Annotated in this window: 17 protein-coding genes and 1 pseudogene; 2 read left to right on the top strand and 16 right to left on the bottom strand. The window is 71.7% G+C overall.

Annotation, left to right across the window (positions count from 1 at the left end):
* Positions 1–19: 19 nt before the first annotated feature.
* Positions 20–910 (bottom strand): LysR family transcriptional regulator, encoded by an 891-nt coding sequence (locus ACYVF7_RS26575; protein WP_460346084.1) that lies wholly within the window; start codon positions 908–910, stop codon positions 20–22.
* 138 nt (positions 911–1,048) lie between these two features.
* On the opposite strand from ACYVF7_RS26575, the gene ACYVF7_RS26570 reads away from it, so the two are divergent.
* Positions 1,049–1,984 carry a DMT family transporter gene (locus tag ACYVF7_RS26570; RefSeq protein ID WP_460346081.1) on the top strand — a complete coding sequence of 312 codons (936 nt, stop codon included), beginning with the start codon at positions 1,049–1,051 and terminating at the stop codon, positions 1,982–1,984.
* A 13-nt stretch (positions 1,985–1,997) separates the two neighbouring features.
* On the opposite strand, the gene ACYVF7_RS26565 is transcribed toward ACYVF7_RS26570, so the two are convergent.
* From ACYVF7_RS26565 to ACYVF7_RS26530, 8 genes and pseudogenes are all read right to left on the bottom strand, one after another.
* On the bottom strand, positions 1,998–2,999 hold the full coding sequence (locus ACYVF7_RS26565) for a glutathione S-transferase family protein (protein WP_460346077.1): 1,002 nt from the start codon (positions 2,997–2,999) through the stop codon (positions 1,998–2,000).
* A 13-nt stretch (positions 3,000–3,012) separates the two neighbouring features.
* Complete coding sequence (locus tag ACYVF7_RS26560) at positions 3,013–3,606, bottom strand: MerR family transcriptional regulator (RefSeq protein ID WP_460346074.1); 594 nt, start codon at positions 3,604–3,606, stop codon at positions 3,013–3,015.
* Between the two features lie 587 nt (positions 3,607–4,193).
* Positions 4,194–4,664, bottom strand: a complete 471-nt coding sequence (locus ACYVF7_RS26555; protein WP_252781406.1) for a bifunctional nuclease family protein — start codon at positions 4,662–4,664, stop codon at positions 4,194–4,196.
* Between the two features lie 101 nt (positions 4,665–4,765).
* Positions 4,766–5,476, bottom strand: coding sequence for a transcriptional regulator FtsR (gene ftsR, locus ACYVF7_RS26550; RefSeq protein ID WP_460346071.1), 711 nt, complete (start codon positions 5,474–5,476; stop codon positions 4,766–4,768).
* Between the two features lie 190 nt (positions 5,477–5,666).
* Positions 5,667–6,191, bottom strand: a pseudogene (locus ACYVF7_RS26545) (FHA domain-containing protein); the annotation flags it as partial.
* Positions 6,192–6,500: 309 nt separating this feature from the next.
* Complete coding sequence (locus ACYVF7_RS26540) at positions 6,501–7,181, bottom strand: DUF881 domain-containing protein (RefSeq protein WP_460346068.1); 681 nt, start codon at positions 7,179–7,181, stop codon at positions 6,501–6,503.
* On the bottom strand, positions 7,178–7,510 hold the full coding sequence (locus ACYVF7_RS26535) for a small basic family protein (RefSeq protein WP_460346065.1): 333 nt from the start codon (positions 7,508–7,510) through the stop codon (positions 7,178–7,180). Before ACYVF7_RS26535 ends, ACYVF7_RS26540 begins: the two co-directional genes overlap by 4 nt.
* Positions 7,507–8,355 (bottom strand): DUF881 domain-containing protein, encoded by an 849-nt coding sequence (locus ACYVF7_RS26530; RefSeq protein WP_460346062.1) that lies wholly within the window; start codon positions 8,353–8,355, stop codon positions 7,507–7,509. Before ACYVF7_RS26530 ends, ACYVF7_RS26535 begins: the two co-directional genes overlap by 4 nt.
* Before the next feature lie 237 nt (positions 8,356–8,592).
* Between ACYVF7_RS26530 and ACYVF7_RS26525 the strand changes: the two genes are divergently transcribed.
* Positions 8,593–9,033 carry a hypothetical protein gene (locus ACYVF7_RS26525; RefSeq protein WP_460346058.1) on the top strand — a complete coding sequence of 147 codons (441 nt, stop codon included), beginning with the start codon at positions 8,593–8,595 and terminating at the stop codon, positions 9,031–9,033.
* Positions 9,034–9,335: 302 nt separating this feature from the next.
* Here the strand turns inward: ACYVF7_RS26525 and ACYVF7_RS26520 are convergent, their stop codons facing one another.
* From ACYVF7_RS26520 to ACYVF7_RS26490, 7 genes are all read right to left on the bottom strand, one after another.
* Entirely contained in the window at positions 9,336–10,559 is a 1,224-nt protein-coding gene (locus ACYVF7_RS26520) for an alpha/beta fold hydrolase (protein WP_460346056.1), read from the bottom strand.
* Positions 10,556–13,057 (bottom strand): sugar phosphate nucleotidyltransferase, encoded by a 2,502-nt coding sequence (locus ACYVF7_RS26515; RefSeq protein WP_460346053.1) that lies wholly within the window; start codon positions 13,055–13,057, stop codon positions 10,556–10,558. The genes ACYVF7_RS26520 and ACYVF7_RS26515 overlap by 4 nt, the downstream gene beginning before the upstream one ends.
* A gap of 31 nt (positions 13,058–13,088) precedes the next feature.
* The gene (locus tag ACYVF7_RS26510; RefSeq protein ID WP_460346050.1) at positions 13,089–13,682 is read right to left on the bottom strand and encodes a CDP-alcohol phosphatidyltransferase family protein; all 594 of its coding nucleotides are present in this window, start codon (positions 13,680–13,682) and stop codon (positions 13,089–13,091) included.
* Between the two features lie 280 nt (positions 13,683–13,962).
* Positions 13,963–14,148: a DUF397 domain-containing protein gene (locus tag ACYVF7_RS26505; RefSeq protein WP_460346047.1), complete on the bottom strand. Its 186-nt coding sequence runs from the start codon at positions 14,146–14,148 to the stop codon at positions 13,963–13,965.
* 169 nt (positions 14,149–14,317) lie between these two features.
* Positions 14,318–15,295, bottom strand: a complete 978-nt coding sequence (locus ACYVF7_RS26500) for an aldo/keto reductase (protein ID WP_460346044.1) — start codon at positions 15,293–15,295, stop codon at positions 14,318–14,320.
* Between the two features lie 9 nt (positions 15,296–15,304).
* The gene (locus tag ACYVF7_RS26495) at positions 15,305–15,598 is read right to left on the bottom strand and encodes a hypothetical protein (protein ID WP_460346041.1); all 294 of its coding nucleotides are present in this window, start codon (positions 15,596–15,598) and stop codon (positions 15,305–15,307) included.
* A 357-nt stretch (positions 15,599–15,955) separates the two neighbouring features.
* Complete coding sequence (locus tag ACYVF7_RS26490; protein ID WP_460346038.1) at positions 15,956–17,578, bottom strand: beta-N-acetylhexosaminidase; 1,623 nt, start codon at positions 17,576–17,578, stop codon at positions 15,956–15,958.
* Positions 17,579–17,689 lie beyond the last annotated feature (111 nt).

The following is a 17,689-nucleotide window of genomic DNA, read 5'->3' as shown; positions in this document are numbered from 1 at the left end:
GCCCCCACCCGAGCACCCCTCACCGCGCCGTCGCGTCGCGCAGCGCGGTCAGCATCCCGTCGAGCGCGGGATCGCCCAGAGATGTCTTCCGGACCGCCGCGTGGATCGTCCGGACCGGCTCCGGGCCGCGGACCTTGCGCACGACGACGCCCGGGTGGCGGTTGGCCAGCCCCAGGGCCGGGATCAGGCTGATCCCGAGGCCCGCGGCGACGAACCCCTGCGCGGTGGCGTAGTCCGCGCTCTCGACCGCGAAACGCGGGCTGAAGCCCGCCGCCGCGCAGCCGCCGAGCAGCACGTCGAGGCAGGGCCCCGGCCGCTCGCTGCCGACCCAGGGCTCGTCGGCGAGATCCGCCAGGTCGAGGACGCGCCGGTCGGCGAGCCGGTGCCCCTTGGGCAGGACGGCCCGGTAGGGGTCGTCCATGAGGTGGGCGAGGTGAACGCCCTCGTGGTGGGCGTCCGGGGCGCGTACGACGATCGCCAGGTCGGCCTCGCCCCGCGTCAGCTCCGGCAGCGGGTCCTCCGGATCGGTCATCGTGAGGTCGACCCGCACCCCCGGAATGCTCTGCCGGAAACGCGCCAGCGCGGGCGCCATGAGGGTGGCGCCCGCGGTGGCGAAGTAATGGATCGCCAGCCGTCCGGTCCGCCCGGCCCGCAGGTCGGCCAGCGCCGTCTCCGCCTCGGCGACCTGCCTGCCGATGACCGCCGCGTGCTCGGTGAGCAACCGGCCGGCCGCCGTCGGCCGTACGCCCCGGCCGACGCGCTCGAGCAGCGCCGTACCGGCCTGCTTCTCCAGCGCCGCCACCTGCTGGCTGACCGCCGACGGCGTGTATCCGAGATTCGCGGCGGCCGCGGTCACCGAGCCGCTGGTGACGACCGTACGGAGGATCAGCATGCGCCGAACGTCGAGCATGCAGGAGAGCTTAACGGTTCATGCAAAATCTTTCGCTTGTCGTTACGTGTCGCCTCCGGCAACGTTTCCCGTGGAAAACGGGCCGAGTCCCGTGGAAACGGACCTAGTCCGGTGACGGACCGAGGACGGAGGCTCATAGTGATCGGTGGACGAGGCTCTCTGGTGCGCATGGCGGCGCTGGCGCTGCTGTGGGGATCGGGCTTTCTCTGGATCAAACTCGCCCTGAACCACGGGCTGACCCCCGTCCAGATCACGGTCGCCCGCGCCGCGCTCGGGTCGGCCGTCCTCGTGTGCCTCGCCCGTTCCGCGGGACAGCGGCTCCCCCGGGACCTCGGGACGTGGCGGCGTCTCGTCGTGGCCGCCTTCTTCTGTAACGCGCTGCCGTTCTTCCTCTTCGGGATCGGCGAGCAGACCGTCGGCTCGGGCGTGGCCGGCGTGCTGAACGCGACGACTCCGCTGTGGTCCCTCCTGGTGGGGCTCGTCATCGGCACCGAGCGCGGGCTCCGCCCCGTCCGCCTCGGCGGGTTGCTCCTCGGCTTCGCGGGGACCTTGCTGATCTTCGCTCCGTGGCACACTGCCGGGTTCCTGAGCGGTGGCGCGCTGGCCCTGCTGGGCGCGGCGGCGAGCTACGCGATCGCCTTCGCCTACATGGCGCGCAGGCTGACCGGGAGGGGCACCGCTCCCATCGCGCTGTCCGCGGCCCAGCTCATCGCGGCGACGGGCCTGAGCGTCCTCACCCTCCCCATCGACGGCTTCGCGCCGGTCCACGCGGACGCGAAGGCCCTGATCGCCGTGGTCATCCTGGGGATCTTCAGCACCGGCCTGACGTTCTATCTCAACTACCGGCTCATCGCGGACGACGGCGCGACCAGCGCGGCCACCGTCGGGTACCTGCTGCCGGTCGTCTCGGTGGCGCTCGGGGCGATCGTCCTGAGCGAGCCCCTCAGCCTCCGCGTCATCGCCGGGATGGCCGTCGTGCTCGTCGGCGTCGGCATGACGCGCACACGGCCGGGCCCTCCGCCGGTCGTGGAGGCGCCGGTCGCCCCCGCCGAACAGGAGCCCGTTCGGCCGTAGGAGGGCGCGCTGGTCACGCCGGGGCGGGCACCCGCTCTGCTGCGGCGACGGGGCCGGGCGGCGTGCCCTCGCCGAACGGCCGGCCGCCCAGCTCCTCGCGGCCGTGCGGGGTCGTCCAGCCGCGCAGATCCGGACCGAGCGGGACGATCCTGCTCGGGTTGATCTCGTGGTGGACGTAGTAGTAGTGCCGCTTGATGTGGTCGAAGTCGACCGTGTCCCCGAAGCCCGGCGTCTGAAACAGGTCACGGGCGTACGCCCACAAGACCGGCATCTCGGTCAGCTTGCTGCGATTGCACTTGAAGTGGCCGTGGTAGACGGCGTCGAACCGTACGAGCGTGACGAACAGCCGGATGTCGGCCTCGGTGATCGTGTCGCCGACGAGGTAGCGCCGGCGCTCGAGCCGTTCGGACAGCGCGTCGAGCCGGTCGAACAGGCGGCGGTACCTCCGCTCGTACGCCTCCTGGTCCCGGGTAAAGCCGGTCAGGTAAACGCCGTTGTTCACGTCGCGGAAGACGTCCTCGTTGACGGCGTCGATCTCGTCCCGGAGCCGCTCCGGGTACAGCTCCGGCGCGCCGGGCCGGTTGTGGGCGGTCCACTCGGTGGACAGGTCGAGCGTGATCTGCTGGTAGTCGTTGGTCACGAGCCGTCCGCTGGGCGCGTCCACGATCGCCGGGACGCTCACCCCGCCGTCGTAGCCCGGCTCGGCCTGCTGGTACGCCTCGGACAGGAATCGGATGCCGAGGACCGGATCACGGTCGTCCGGATCGAGGGTGAACCGCCAGCTGCGCTCGTCCTGAATCGGATCGACGATCGCCATCGAGATGGCGTCCTCCAGGCCCAGCAGCCGCCGTACGATCACGGCCCGGCTAGCCCAGGGGCAGGCGCGGCTGACCACCAGGCGGTACCTCCCGGGCTCGACCGGCCAGGGCGAGGATCCGTCGGCGGTGATGCGGTCGGTGAAGTGACTCGGCGACCGCTTGAACTCCTTGTCGTCCTTCTGCTCCGTGACGCTCAATCTCAGCCCGTCCTCAACCGGTCTTGCGGACCCTTCGGCGGCGGGCCAGCTCGTCGTGCGGGCTGTCACCGCCCGCGTGCGCGCGCTCGGCGGGCATCTCCGCGAGGCTGCCCTCGACCTCCTGCCACACCCGGCCCAACGCTATCCCGAACACCCCCTGGCCGCCCTGCACGAGGTCGACGACCTCGTCGGGAGACGTGCACTCATAGACGCTCACGCCGTCGCTCATCAAGGTGATCTGCGCCAGGTCGTGGACCCCGCGGTCGCGCAGGTGCTCCACCGCCGTGCGGATCTGCTGCAAGGAGACGCCGGTGTCGAGCAATCGCTTCACGACCTTCAACACCAGGATGTCGCGGAAGCTGTAGAGGCGCTGGGAGCCCGAGCCCTGGGCGGAGCGCACGCTGGGCACCACGAGCTCCGTGCGCGCCCAGTAGTCGAGCTGGCGGTAGCTGATGCCCGCCGCGGCGCATGCCGTTGGACCGCGGAACCCGACGTCGTCGGGCAGGGGCGACACGCTCCCGCCGAACAGGAGCCCCTGCTCCCCGGCGCGTTGAGACGCATCGTGCCTTTCGCGGGTCGCCTTGCCCTCGCCGCTGCTTGCCGCCACGCGGACCTCCGGCTCTATCATCCCGCAGCGATCCACCAAGGGGGTTTGACGGAATTACGCCGCGGGTGTTCAAGCAGCACGGTAGGTCGCGACCCCTGCAGGGTCAACGTTCGCGGTCGGCGCGTCGCAGCCAACACAAACTGTTACGACGTCTAATAAACCCCGCAATCGACGCGTACAACGGCACCTACCCACGTTGTGACGCTCTCCACGGCACAGAAGTTCCCGGGAAGTAGGGAGGAACCTTTCCCCTCGGATTACGATCCTGCTACCGAGCGGAGTCGTGGCGACGCGTGCCGGGGCGCTTCGGCGGGGTCGATTTCGGGGCGCGCTTCAGCTACTCGTAACAGCGCGTCGAGATCGAACCTCGGCCCTCGCCGGATACCCGGGACAGCCCGACGCCGGTTCAGGACACCGCTCAGACACCCGGGGCGTCGGCACACCTGACGCCCGCGACCGTTCGTCGGCACCGCCAGACGCCCGCGACCTTCGTCTGCGCCGCCACGCGCGTCGAGACCGCCAGGTGCCCGCAACCGCACGCCGACAGAGCCCAGGACGAGTCGCTGCCGCCGGGTCCGAGACGCCGCTCAGGTGGCGCGGCCGAAGTCCTCCGGAGAGATCGTGTCCAGGAACTCGCGGAACTTCTCGACCTCGTCCTCCTGCTCGTCGGGGATCGCCACGCCCGCCTCGTCGAGGACGTCCTCGCTGGCGAAGATCGACGCGCCGGTCCGCAGGGCCAGGGCGATCGAGTCGGAGGGGCGGGCGCTCACCTCGGCGCCGTTCGAGAACACCAGATCGGCGAAGAAGATGCCCTCCCGCAGCGCCGTGATGTTCACCGTGCGCAACTGGACGTCGAAGGCCTCGAGGACGTCGCGGAAGAGATCATGAGTGAGCGGGCGCGCCGGCAGCACACCCTGCTGGGCGAAGGCGATCGCGGTCGCCTCCACCGCACCGATCCAGATCGGTAGGTAACGGTCGCCGTCCGTCTCCTTCAGCAGCACGATCGGCTGGTTGGAGGGCATCTCGACCCGTACGCCGACGACCTCCATCTGCTTCACAGCGGCTCCCTGCTGAAGACGGCTACCCGAAACCCTTGTAGCCAACGTACACCCCAGTCACGCTGAGCCGGGGAGTCGAAGACGAGTCGAAATCGCGATCTCTACGGATCGAGGCCTTCCCGCAACCCCATTGAGACCAGTGCGGCGTGCAGCTTCAGTGAGAGCGCCGCGATCTCCCCGGCGGTCTCGGCGGCCCGGGCGCGCGCACCCGGGCTGCGCTGGCGCATGGTGGGCGCCACGGCCGCCTCGATCAGGCCGATCTCGCGCTCCGCGGCGGCCTTCACCGCCCGCAGGTGACGCGCCTCGAACCCGAACGACCGCAGCGCCGCCGCCGCACGGGCGATCGTGAGCGCGTCCCGGTCGTAGTGGCTCCCCGCCCGGCGGATCAGCCCGAACTCCTCCAGCTCGGCGAGGGCGTCGCCGTCGATCCCGGCCGCGTCGGCGAGCTGCCGGCGGGTCAGGCGTACCTCGGCGGTCTCATCGACGACGCTGTCGGTCGCGACGAGGCCCCGGGGCGCCCGGCGCCGGGCGCCGAGCGGAGGCGGGTCCAGGCCGCGGTCGACCGCGTCCAGGTGCTCCTTGATGACGCGCAGCGGCAGATAGTGGTCACGCTGAGCGGCCAGGATGAACCTCAGCCGCTCGGCGTCCGCCGGGACGAACTTGCGGTAACCCGACGGACTGCGCTCGGGCTCGATCAACCCCTCCGCCTCGAGGAACCGGATCTTCGAGACGGTGACATCGGGGAACTCGGCGGACAGGAGGCCGAGCACCTCCCCGATCGTCATGTACGCACGGGCCGCGGACGTGCTCATTCCCACCCCCGGTCCGACGGCGTGCGCAGCCGCACGCCGTCGTCCTGCGGCGCCCGCGTGCCCGCGTGGCGCCCGTCACTCACCGCGTCCTTAGGCGCACGGCCCCCGCGCGCCCCCTCAGAATCGGCCACACCGCGCCTCCGGCTTCGTCACGGCCCTCCCGCCGGCCATCGCCCCTTCCGTCGGCGGCGTACTGCGGATTGGTGAGGAACACCAGCCGGAACTTGCCGATCTGGACCTCGTCGCCGCCGGACAGGCCCGCCTCGTCGATCCGCTCGCGGTTGACGTAGGTGCCGTTCAGGCTGCCCACGTCGCGTACGGAGAACTGCGATCCGCGACGGTAGAACTCGGCGTGGCGGCGGGACACGGTGACGTCGTCGAGGAAGATGTCGCTCTCCGGATGACGCCCCGCCGTGGTCTTGTCGCTGTCGAGCAGGAACCTGCTCCCGGCGTTCGGCCCCCGCTTCACGACCAGCAGGGCGGTGTCCGGCGGGAGCGCCTCGACCGCCATCTGGTCGGGCGACAGCTCATCGCCGCCCGGCTCCACGTCGGGAACCGCGCCAAGCGAGATCGTCGACGTCGAGTCGCCCGGCTCGCCCGGCATCGGCGGCGGTGGCGGCGCCGCGCTACGGGTGAGTGGAGTTCCGCACTGCGAGCAGAATCGCGCATCCTCCGGGTTGGCGTGACCACACTGCGTGCAGTAGACGCTCGGCATTGATCGGCTCGGCCTCCTACCTATGGCCTCGGGTGTGCCTCTGGCACCGTACGGCGCGGACGTCGAGCACTGACGGCACCATCGGCACCGTACCTCCGGTCAGCCCCAGCACACGATCCCCCCTTCAGCACCGTCGGTAATGGCGCTTTCATTCCCTCGTCCGCCATCACGACGGTTGCCGCAACCTACGCGGCATTGACCGAGGGGTCAACCACGACAAGAGTCCTGTCCCCTCAAGCTACCTTCGACAGTGATCGTCGGTCCATGCCGCCGCGCGGGGAAGCCCCGGCGCGCGGCCGCATCCTCGGTCTACGGCGACCGTATCGCACGGATGACGATCCTCTGCTCCTGGGCAACGGACCCCCGCGCGCCGGAGTTCCGAAGCGTCTGCAGAACTCCGCCCGGAATGCCGAGCGCGGTGGCGAGCGTGTGCGGGTCGCCGATGACGAGGAACCGGTACGGCCGCGTCAGGATCCGCCCGTCGGCGACGACGCCCCCGGAGGCCGCGTCGGCGAGATACGTGCTGACGCCGACGCGAACGTCGTCGACCTGGATCACCTCGGCCCCGGCGTCGCGCAGCTCCTCCAGCATGTCGAGGAGGTCCTCGGCCCGCAGGCGACCGCGCGGATCGTCGACGGTGAACTGGATGCCCGGACCCGCCGCGGGCAGGGTGCCGGCCAGCATGCCGTACGTCGCGGCGCGCCGCCGGGCGTCCTCGACCGCCGTCTGGCCCTGCGTGTCGCGCTCGAGCCCGGACTTGGTGTTCTCCAGATCCCGGATGTCGCCCCGCAGCCGCTCCGAACGCTGGGAGAGGTCCCCCAGAGTCCCGACCAGCTCGTCCTGCCGGGCGGTCGCGAACTTCGTGGTCCGGTCGTTGGAGCGCACCTCGGCCGTCACGGCGAACGCCAGGGCCGCGCACAGCACCCCGATGAGCAGCCGCCCCCCGTCGAACCGGCGCGCGCGGCCCGCTTTCGTCTCCGGCTCGCTCATGCCTGGAAGAGCTTGCGGCGGATGGCGGCGACGTTGGAGAAGATCCGGATGCCGAGGACGACCACGACGCCGGTGGACAGTTGCGACCCCACGCCGAGCTGATCGCCGAAGAACACGATGAGCACGGCGATGATCGTGTTGCTGAGGAAGGAGACGACGAACACCTTCTCGTCGAAGACCCCGTCGAGGCGGGCGCGCAGGCCGCCGAACATGGCGTCGAGCGCGGCCACGATCGCGATCGGCAGGTACGGCTGCAGCCACAGCGGCACGTCGGGATGGAAGAACAGGCCCAGGGCGACCCCGGCCAGGAGCCCGACCAGAGCGATCACTTCGACGGCACCTCCCCCGCGTAGCGGAGACTGGGAGCCGGCGCGGCGGGAAGTCGCACGCTGTCCTCCTGGTGGATGTCGAAACGGATGCCGAACGCGGCTTTGAGAGTACGGAACGATCGGGCGGCCGGTGAACCCTCGAGCGTCCCGTCCATCCGGCGTGGATCACCGAGGGCGGTCACGGTGTAGGGCCGGGACAGTGGCCGGTAGTCGACCAGGATGGCATCGCCGGCGAAGCGGATCGCGGTGATGGCGGTCATCCGCTGCCCGTTGACGGCGACGGCGGTCGCTCCGGCGGCCCAGAGCGCGTTGACGAGCCGCTGCATGTCCTGGTCGGTCACGCGGCCGTCCTTGGGATCCCCCCGGGTGTGCGAGTCGTCCAGGACGACCGTCAGCCCCGCCCCGCGGGCCGGTGCGTCCGCCGCGGCCGCGGCCAGCCGGTCCATCTCCTGTCGCGCGGTACGCCCGGCGGCGCTGCGCGCCAGAACGGTCCGGCGGAGGCGCTCGGTCTGGCCCCGCAGCCGGTCGGCCTGCCGCTGCAGCGCCTCGCTCTCCCCGGTCCGCTCCCGGATCTGGGTGAGCAGCGCCCTGCGCTGCCGCTGCGCGACGGGCTCCCCGCGGTGCACCTGGACGGCGGCGACGGCTCCGAGCAGGCCGAGGACGAGGGTGCCGGCGAGCAGCCGCGCCGATCGGCCCGTGCGGCTGCTCCGGTCGCCGCCGGCCGCCCGCCGGGCGGCGGCCTCCTCGTAGCCGGGATCGAGCCCCTTCCCGGCGAGCAGGTCGGCGAGCAGCGACATCGAGGCGTCGGGCCGATTCCAGCGCGCCCCTTCTCCCCGTTCACTCATTCGGACATTCTCCCAAGCCCGCGGCACCGGCCGGACACGGAGCGAGTCCGCCGCAGCGAGCGGAGTGGGCGGTGAGGGACGAGCCGCCCGCGAAGCGAGTGAGAAGGACGAGCGACCAGACAACAGAGCGAGTCCGCCGCGGCGAGCAGACCGATACGGGACGTCGGCGGCCCTTTCACAGACAACTCTTAGGAAGCGTGCACGGCCTTCCCAGAAACGCACGGTGGACTTGGTCACATGCGCAGCAGGGGACATGGGGGAACGATGGGGGAGTACGCGGGCGTGGTCCCGCTCATGCGGCTGCCGATCAGTGGCTGGACGGTCCGTATCGGCCGGGCCGCCGCCGATCGCGCCGCTCTGGAGGTGTACGAGGGACGCCGGCTGACGGACGTCTGCGTCGCCACGCCGGTGTCGGTGTCGGTCCTCCGCGGCGCCTGGCGCAATCCCCGGGGCGGCCCCGGATGGGCGCTGGCCTGGGGTCAGCTGCCCACCGGGGTGTCGACGGTCACGGCGGAGTTCACCGGGTCGGGCCGCACGCCGGTCATCAGCCGCGTGCCCGCCGTGATCCTCGAGCACACGTACTGGGTGGCGGAGGCGTCCGGGGACTTCGCCGGCGTCACCGTGCACGCCGGGCCCGCGCTGATCTCCGGCCGACTCCGCCGCGCACGCGGCCGCTGACGGCTCCACCGTGCATCCGGCCAATGACGGGCCGGTACCTCGACCACGCCGCCGAGCCCGCGTCTGACCGCTGAGTGGTCGGCACCCGATCGGACCGCCGCGCACGACCGCTGAGGGCCGGCAGCCCGATCAGGTGACCGCACGCACGACCGCCGGCCTGCCGCTGCCCGCACGACCGCTGAGGATCGGCGCCTCCGATCGGGCCGCCACACGACCGCTGAACACCGACACCCGCGATCAGACCGCCGTGCACCCCACCGTTGAGCGCCGGCACCCCGATCGGGCCCCGCGTCCATGCGGCGTCAGGGGACGCGGCGGGCGGCGAGGTCTTCGACGGTCCGTGCGACCTGAGAGGGCGCGGAGATCAGCGTCAGATGCCGGGCACCGGGGATCAGCGTCGGGTCGGGGGCGCCGATCCGGCGCGCGGTCTGGGCCGCGGAGTCCTTGGCGAACACGGCGTCCTGCGCCCCGTACACCACCGCCTTGGGCACGCCGACCGACCGGAGCAGCGTGAGCCGGCTCTCGGCCAGGCCGGGGACGCCGTACCGCAGCATGCCCCAGACCCCGGACTCGGCGCCGGCCACCTCGAAGGGCCTGCGCCACCGGTCCAGCCCGGCCGCGTCCAGCCGCGGGCAGCCGGGACCGCACTGCGTGGAGTAGATCGTGCGGATGAGCCAGTCGGAGCGCACGACCAGCCGCAGGATGGTCGTCCGATAGGGCGGGACGACCAGGTAACGGAAGGCGGGCGGCGGCCCGGCCCCGGTGCTGAGGGCGTCGCCGTCGAGGAACATCAGCCCGCCGGCACGGTCCGGTGCGCGCAGCGCCGCCTCCGCGACCGTCGCCGCGCCGGACGAGTGGCCGACCAGCAGCGGCCGGCGCAGGTTCAGCGCGTCGAGGAAGGCCAGCAGCTGCCGCGTCTGATGATCGAGGTTGTACGGGGCGCGCCGGGAGGTGTACCCGGCCCCGTTGAGGTCGAGGGCGTACACGCGGTGGTCGCGGGCGAGGAGGTCGGCGACCCGCTCCCAGGTGTCGGCGGACTCGGCGGCCCCGTGCACGAGGACGACCGGCGATCCCCCGGTGCCCCAGACGCGATACCTGGTCATCAGGTCGCCGGTCCGTACATAGGTCAGCCCGGCCGGGACCCGGGCACGGCCCGCGGTGGCGGCGTTGAAGATGAGCGAGAAGAGTGTCGCGGCGACGGCGAGGGCCAGCGCGGTCAGCCCCAGCCGCCGCGCCCACCGCCGCCACCATGGGCGCCGGGGCCGGGACGGCGGGGCTCCGGTCCCTTCTCCAGTGCCCGCCTGTACGGGGACGGCCTCCGCCGGGTCGTCGGATCCGGTAGGAGCGTCGGCGTCCGTACGCACACTGGAACCCGCCTCGTCGGCACTCGCCCCGCCGGAGACGCCGGTCCCGCCATCGACGTCCGCACGCGCGCCGGGACCCATCTCGTCGGCACTCGCCGCGGTCTCGGCGCCGACGTCCGGGCGGGGTCCGGTCTGGGACCCGCCCGCGTTCTGGTCGATCATGAGCCGGCGGCCTCCACGACGCCGGCCCAGTTCTCCAGGAGGGCCTGGGCGGAGTCAGGGTCGGTGCCCTCGGCCCACAGGTGGGTGACCGCCTCGGACGGGTCGGGCAGCACGAGCACCCAGCCGGCGTCGTCCTCGATGACGCGGACGCCGTCGGTGGTGTCGATGGTGCGGTCGCCGGCCGCCTCGACGACGTGGCGCATGACGCTGCCCTTGGCCGCCCAGGGGGTGGGCACCGATCGCCTGAGCAGGTGGGCTTCGGGGATCCGCTGGTCGATCTGGGAGAGGGTCAGGCGTGTGCGCGCCACCAGGCCGACGAGGCGCATGAACGCGGCGATGCCGTCGATCGTGGGGCTGAACTCGGGGGCCACGAAGCCGCCTCGGCCGTCGCCGGCGAAGATGATGTCCTCCGCGGTGGTGGCCTTGGTCAGCACGTCCTGGGAGGTGGAGGTCCACTCGACCTGCACGCCGTGGAAGCGGCACACCTGTTCGGCGACGCGCGTCGTCGTGACGGGCAGGGCGACCCGGCCGCCGCGCCGCTCGGCCGCGACGAGGTCGAGGACCACGAGCAGCCCGCGGTCGTCGCTGATCAGCTCGCCGTTCTCGTTGACGAGGCTGATGCGCTCTCCGACGGTGTCGAAACGGACGCCGAACGCCGCCCGTGAGGACGACACGAGGTCGCCCAGGCGCTGCAGGTCACGCATGCGCTCCGCGAGGGTCTCGGTGGGCGAGACCTCGTCGAGGCGGTTGTTGACGGTGAGGACCTCCTTGACCCCGACGCGGCCGAGCAGCTGCGGCAGGACGAGGGAGCCGGTGCCGCCGGCGCAGTCGATGACGATCTTCAGCTCGGCCTCGCGGACGCCGCGCATGTCGATGCAGCGGAGGAGGTCCCGGGCGTACGTCTCGAAGATGCGGGGCGGGTAGGTCAGCTCGGCGATCTCGCCGGGGAACGCCCGCCGGTACTCCTGCCGGCTGAAGACGCGCTCCAGCTTGCGCTGGGCGGCCTGGGACAGGTCCGCGCCGTTCTCGTCGAGGAAGAGGATGTCGACGCCCTGCGGGTCGCCCGGGGTCGTACGGATCACGATGCCGCCCGAGCAGTCCTCCCGGGCGGTCTCGTAGCGGGCCACGGGGATCGGGCAGGCCTCGAGGTCCTGGACGTTGATCGCGCTGGCGGTCAGCGCGCTCTGCACAGCGCGTTTGAGCGTGCGGGCGGCCCGGGAGGCGTCGCGGGACGCGGTGACGCCCGCGCCCTTCTTGAGGGTGGTGGCGTACGCGCTGGCGAGCCGTACCGCCAGCTCCGGCGTGATCTCCACGTTGACCAGGCCGGACACGCCTCGGGGCCCGAACAGGGTGCGCTGGCCGCGGGACTCCCAGATGACGCTCGTGTTGACGACCGCGCCCGCCTCGATCGTCTTGAACGGGTAGACCTTGACCTCGCTGGAGATGTACGCCTCGGCCTCGATCACGCACTCGTCGCCGACGATCGCGCCCTCCTCGACGCGGGCGGCGGCCATGATGTCGGTGTTCTTGCCCACGACGCAGCCGCGCAGGTTGGTCCGCGGTCCGACGAAGACGTTGTCGTGGACGATCGCCCGGTGCAGGAAGGCGCCCTCCTTGACGACGACGTTGCTGCCGAGGACGGTGAACTCCCGCAGCTCCGCAGCGGCCTCGACCTTGGCGTAGTCGCCGATGTACAGGGGGCCTTTGAGGATCGCCTCGGGGTCGACCTCCGCGCCCTCGCCGACCCAGACGCCCGGTGACATCTCGAAGCCGTCGAGCTTGACCTGGATCTTGCCGGACAGCATGTCGGCCTGGGCCTTGAGGTAGCTCTCGTGGGTGCCGACGTCCTCCCAGTAGCCGTCGGCGACGTAGCCGTACAGCGGGGCGCCCTCGGCGAGCAGCTTGGGGAAGACGTCGCCGGACCAGTCGACGGACTCCCCCGCCGCGACGTGGTCGAGGACCTCGGGCTCCATGACGTAGATGCCGGTGTTGACGGTGTCGGAGAACACCTGCCCCCATGTCGGCTTCTCCAGGAACCGCTGGATGCGGCCGTCGTCGTCCACGATGATGATGCCGAACTCCAGCGGGTTGGGCACGCGCTTGAGGCCGATGGTGACGAGCGCGCCGTTCTGGCGGTGGAAGCGCACCATGTCGGTCAGGTCGATGTCGGTGAGCGCGTCGCCGGAGATGACGAGGAAGCGGTCGTCGCGCAGCGCGTCCTGGGCGTTCTTGACGCTGCCGGCGGTGCCGAGGGGCATCTCCTCGGTCGCGTAGCTCAGCGCCATGCCGATCTCCTCGCCGTCGCCGAAGTAGTTGCGGACGAGCGCGGCGAGGAACTGGACGGTGACGACGGTCTCGGTGAAGCCGTGCCGCTTGAGCAGGCGCAGCACGTGTTCCATGATCGGTTTGTTGACCACCGGCAGAAGCGGCTTGGGCTGGTTGGCGGTCATCGGACGCAGGCGGGTACCTTCGCCACCCGCCATCACCACGGCCTTCAATGGAGCCACTCCTTCACGACGGTTGCGCCGATCATGGTCGGGGTTCCGCTCCCTTCAGCTCGCCTGAGCTGCGGTCGGCCAGCACCAACCGGCGGACCTGGACGGTGTAGAGAACAGCGGCCCACCAGTAGAGACCCGTTCCCCAGATCGCGAACGCCCAGCCGAAGACCTTCGCGACGGTGGCATAGGTCCCCGTGTGGACGCCCAGGAACAGCAGCGGGAAGGCGTAGAGCAGGCAGAGCGTCGCGGTCTTGCCCACGAAGTGCACCGGGAGCGCGGCGTAGTCGTGCCGCCGCAGGATGGCAAGGGGCACGGCCATGTACACCTCGCGGGCGACCAGGAGGAGCGCCACCCAGAGGGGGACGACGTCCCGGACGACGAGCCCGATGAGCGTCGCGAAGATGTAGAGCCGGTCGGCCGCCGGGTCGAGGAGCGTGCCGAGCTCGCTGGTCTGGTCCAGCATGCGCGCCAGCTTGCCGTCGAGCCAGTCGGACAGCCCCGCGAAGACGAGGATGCCGAGGGCCCACCAGTCCTCCTTGACGAGGACCAACCACAAGAAGACGGGAACGCCGATCAGACGCGCGAAACTCAATGCGTTCGGCCACGTCCACAGACGGTCGTTCAAACGCCCACCTCCCGCTCCCCCACGCTGGTCATGACCTTACCTGTCGGTACCGCCGCGCGGCGTCGCCGGTCCGCCCCCACGGCGACCGGTCGCCGTCGGCGGGCACGCCGGGCGGGGCGCATGATCGGCGGATTCGCCGACAGCCGGGCGAATCATGCCCTGGAGACCGACTCGTCCGGGTCCGGCCATCGATGAGGCGAGGGTGGCCGCGACCCGGACGGCGTGTTATGCCGGGATCACCCGGTCCGGAGAACGGCGGCGTGCGGGCGCCTCCAGGTGCTCAGGCGGTGCCGTGGCGCTCGGTCCACGCGCCGCCCTCCGCCGGTCTCGGGGTCGGTGCTCCCGCCGTGGTGGGCGTGGGCGGCGAGGCCCACGCGAGCTCCACACAGCAGCCGCTGGGATTGCTGTACCGGCTCTTACGCCAGTCGTCGTCCGGCAATGGGATGCCCGGGTCTGTCCGCCGCATGTGACCCCCTCCGGGACACCGCCCGCGCGGATCGGCCCTCGACGTCCCGCGGATCGACGTGCGGATCCGCTGGGGAGCGCGGCCGGCACCCTGATGTGATCGGCATCATATCTCGGCATGTGCATAATGCACATGCCGAGATCGTCGCGGAAGGTCCGGCCCCGGCGCGTCACCAGCGGTGGTGGACCTGCGGGCGGATCCGGCCGTCGTACAGGTCGCGGACGGCGTCCAGCGTCGCCTCGGGCAGCGGCGGCAGATCGGCGGCGGCCGCGTTGGCGCGGACCTGCTCGGCGTTGCGGGCCCCGGGGATCACCGTGCTGACACCGGGCTGCTGAATGATCCACCGCAGCGCGGTCTGGGCCGGGACGGCGCCGGGCGCGGCGAGCGCGGAGAACTCCCGCGCCGCCTCCACACCGGTGTCGAAGTCCACCCCCGAGAACGTCTCACCGACGTCGAACGCCTCGCCGTGCCGGTTGTACGTCCGATGGTCGGCCGGCCCGAACTCGGTGTCGTGGCGGTAACGTCCGGACAGCAGACCGGACGCCAGCGGCACGCGGGCGATGATGCCCACGCCGGCCTCGGCGGCGGCGGGCAGCACCCGCTCCAGGGGCTTCTGCCGGAAGGCGTTGAGGATGATCTGGACGCTCGCCGTGCCTGGGCGGGCGATCGCGGTCAGCGCCTCGTCGCACGTCTCGACGCTGACGCCGTACGCGGCGACACGTCCCTCGTCGACGAGGGTGTCCAGGGCGTCGAAGACCTCGTCGCGGGAGTAGACCGGCGTCGGCGGGCAGTGCAGTTGGACGAGGTCGAGCGTGTCGACGCCGAGGTTGGCCCGCGACCGGTCGGTCCAGGCGCGGAAGTTGTCCAGCGTGTACTCCGCCGGATCGAGGGGCGCGCGACGCCCCATCTTCGTCGCGACGAACAGCCCTGGGTGAGCCCGCAGGAACCGGCCGATGATCTGCTCGCTGCGGCCGTCACCGTAGACGTCGGCCGTGTCGAGGAATGTGACCCCGGACTCCACCGCCGCCTCGAGGACGGCGACCGCGTCCTTCTCCTCCACCTGACCCCAGTCGGCACCCAGCTGCCAGGTGCCCAGCCCGACGACCGACACGCGCCGGCCGATCCTGTCGATGAGACGTTCGTCCATGACAGGCCATTATCGGGTGCGCCGCTCCCCGAGCCGTCCCGGCTCCCCGCCCGGCATCCGCTTCCCGGACCGTTTCGACTCCCCGCCCGGCACCCGTCTCCCGGGCCGTTCCGGCTTCCCGGGCCGTCCGGGCTGCGCGCCTCGCGTCCGCTCCCGGCGCAGTCCTTGGACGGCGATCAGCATGGGGTCGTCGGCGGGACGCTCCCCGGCCAGCCATTCGGCGAGCTCCGTCAGTTCCTCGTCGGTGAGTTCGCTCATGGGCCTGCCGATCCAGGCCGCCGGCCGTCCGGTCCTGTCGGTCACCGTCGCCCCTCCCCCGTTAATGGGGCGCTGGACGCCGGTGTCTCGTCACCCACGGCGTCCAGCGCCCTTATCACCGGCCCCGGATGCGCGAGAGGCCGGTCTGTGGAGAGGCTGGATCTACTGGGGCGGATCGACGCGCCTCTCCATCTCTGGTTCCGGGCCGGCGGGCTGGGCGGTGCGATTCATTTTGGGAAGATCCTCTTAGGATCGGCACACCCGCCTAATACCGGAACATTCCGAACTTAACGCCGCAGGTGAGCGCGGGGGAAGAAGTCTTTACTTTACGGAAAATCACAACCCTTGTCTGATTACGGTCGTGAATAGTGACCTTGCTCGACCGTCCGTATCCCCGGCCGTTCAGGACGTGGCCCAGGGCACCTGGGGCGACCGGTAGTACGCGCGGCCGAGCACCGCCCATCGAGGCCCCTGCGCGGCCAGGCGCAGCCGGAAGTCGCTCCACGAGCGCCCGTTCTGCGGCGTCCAGCCGATCTCGGCGATGGCGGGCAGGCGCGGCAGCGTCATGTAGTCGATGTCGTGGTCGCTGACGATGGTCTCCGTCCACAGAGGCGCCTCGACCCCGGCCACGTCCTTGTCCGTGACCCCGTCGATGAGCGTTCCCGGGTCCCACGCGTACGCGTCGCGGACCTCGACGAGGCCGGCCCAGTCCTGACCGAGCGGGGTGCTCGCGGTGTACTTCATGTCGAGGTACGCGTGGTCGGCGGGCGACATGACGAGCCGGGCGCCCTGGCGTACGGCGGCGCGGGCGGTCGCGGTGCCCTCCTCCGAGCCCTTCGCCGGCTGCCAGTACTGCGCGACGGCGCCGCGCGGGACGGTGGCGGCCCCGATGTCGGCCCACCCGGCCAGCGTCTTGCCGTGGCGCCGCACGATCTCCGCGACCCGCCGCAGATACTCGGCGTAGTCCGCCGGCTTGGTGCTCATCGCCTCGTCGCCGCCGATGTGGAGGTACGGGCCGGGCGTGAGCTTCGCGAGCCGCCCGAGGACCTCGTCGAGGAACCGATACGTCACCGGCTTGCCGATGCACAGAGAGCTGAAGCCGACGTCCGTGCCGGTGTAGAGCGGCGGGGCGTGGCCGTCGCAGTTCAGTTCCGCGTACGAGGCGAGCGCCGCGTTGGTGTGGCCGGGACCGTCGATCTCGGGCACGACCGTCATGTAGCGCTCGGCGGCGTACCGGACGATCTCGGTGAAGTCGCGCTCGGTGTAGAAGCCGCCGGGGCCGCCCCCGACGGCGGTGCTGCCGCCGTACGACGTCAGACGCGGCCGGCCGGGGATCGCGATACGCCAGCCCTGGTCGTCGCTGAGGTGCAGGTGGAGCACGTTGACCTTGTAGAGCGCGGCGGTGTCGATGTAGCGCTCGACCTGCCGCACGGTGAAGAAGTGCCGTGCCACGTCGAGCATCGTGCCGCGCCAGGCGAAGCGCGGGGCGTCCTCGATCTCGACGCCGGGCGCGCTCCACGGCCCCGGCCGTACGGTGGCGGACTCGATCGCGGGCGGCAGCAGCTGGCGCAGCGTCTGCACGCCGCGGAACAGCCCGGCCGGCGTCCCGGAGGACAGCCGCACCGAGTCGCGCAGCACGCTCAGCCGGTAGGCCTCGCCGCCTCCCCCGCCGGTGAGGGACAGCGCGATGGCACCCGTGGCCCCGCCGGTACGCGAGACCGGCACCGGGTAGCCGGTCGAGCGGCGCAGGATCCCGGCGAGGTACGTCCCGGCGCGGTCCGCCCCGGGCCGTACGAGGATCCGCGTGCCCCGGGTGAGCGAGAACGACACGCCGGGGAGCGTGTGAAGGGACGCGGGCGCCGGGACGACCTGCGGCGCGGCGACGGCGTGGCCTGCCGTGGGGTGCGGTACGGCGGCGACGGCGGGCGCGCCCGGCACGGCGGCCAGGGCCGCGGCCGCCGCCGAGGCCGTCAGTGCCCTGGGGAGCCTTGGCCTGCGCGGCGGCACGGTGGGAGCGGATGTCAAGGTCGACCTCCGGTGGGAGTCGGCGGCCGGACGGGCCGCGGCCGGTCACGCCCGCTCCCGGCACGGGCGGCCGGGAACCCCGACGAGCATTAGTTAATAAGCCTTCCTTAT

Source organism: Actinoallomurus acanthiterrae (assembly GCF_054775715.1).
Note: the sequence above shows the minus strand (reverse complement) of the source record. Positions and strands in the feature narration are given on the sequence as shown.

Bases quoted from the DNA above. Each gene is read 5' to 3' on its own strand.
- ACYVF7_RS26540 (WP_460346068.1), bottom strand. From the start codon at position 7,181: ATGAGCGAGCCGGAGACGAAAGCGGGCCGCGCGCGCCGGTTCGACGGG.
- ACYVF7_RS26505 (WP_460346047.1), bottom strand. From the start codon at position 14,148: ATGCGGCGGACAGACCCGGGCATCCCATTGCCGGACGACGACTGGCGT.
- ACYVF7_RS26575 (WP_460346084.1), bottom strand. From the start codon at position 910: ATGCTCGACGTTCGGCGCATGCTGATCCTCCGTACGGTCGTCACCAGC.
- ftsR (WP_460346071.1), bottom strand. From the start codon at position 5,476: ATGAGCACGTCCGCGGCCCGTGCGTACATGACGATCGGGGAGGTGCTC.
- ACYVF7_RS26500 (WP_460346044.1), bottom strand. From the start codon at position 15,295: ATGGACGAACGTCTCATCGACAGGATCGGCCGGCGCGTGTCGGTCGTC.
- ACYVF7_RS26525 (WP_460346058.1), top strand. From the start codon at position 8,593: ATGCGCAGCAGGGGACATGGGGGAACGATGGGGGAGTACGCGGGCGTG.
- ACYVF7_RS26520 (WP_460346056.1), bottom strand. From the start codon at position 10,559: ATGATCGACCAGAACGCGGGCGGGTCCCAGACCGGACCCCGCCCGGAC.
- ACYVF7_RS26530 (WP_460346062.1), bottom strand. From the start codon at position 8,355: ATGAGTGAACGGGGAGAAGGGGCGCGCTGGAATCGGCCCGACGCCTCG.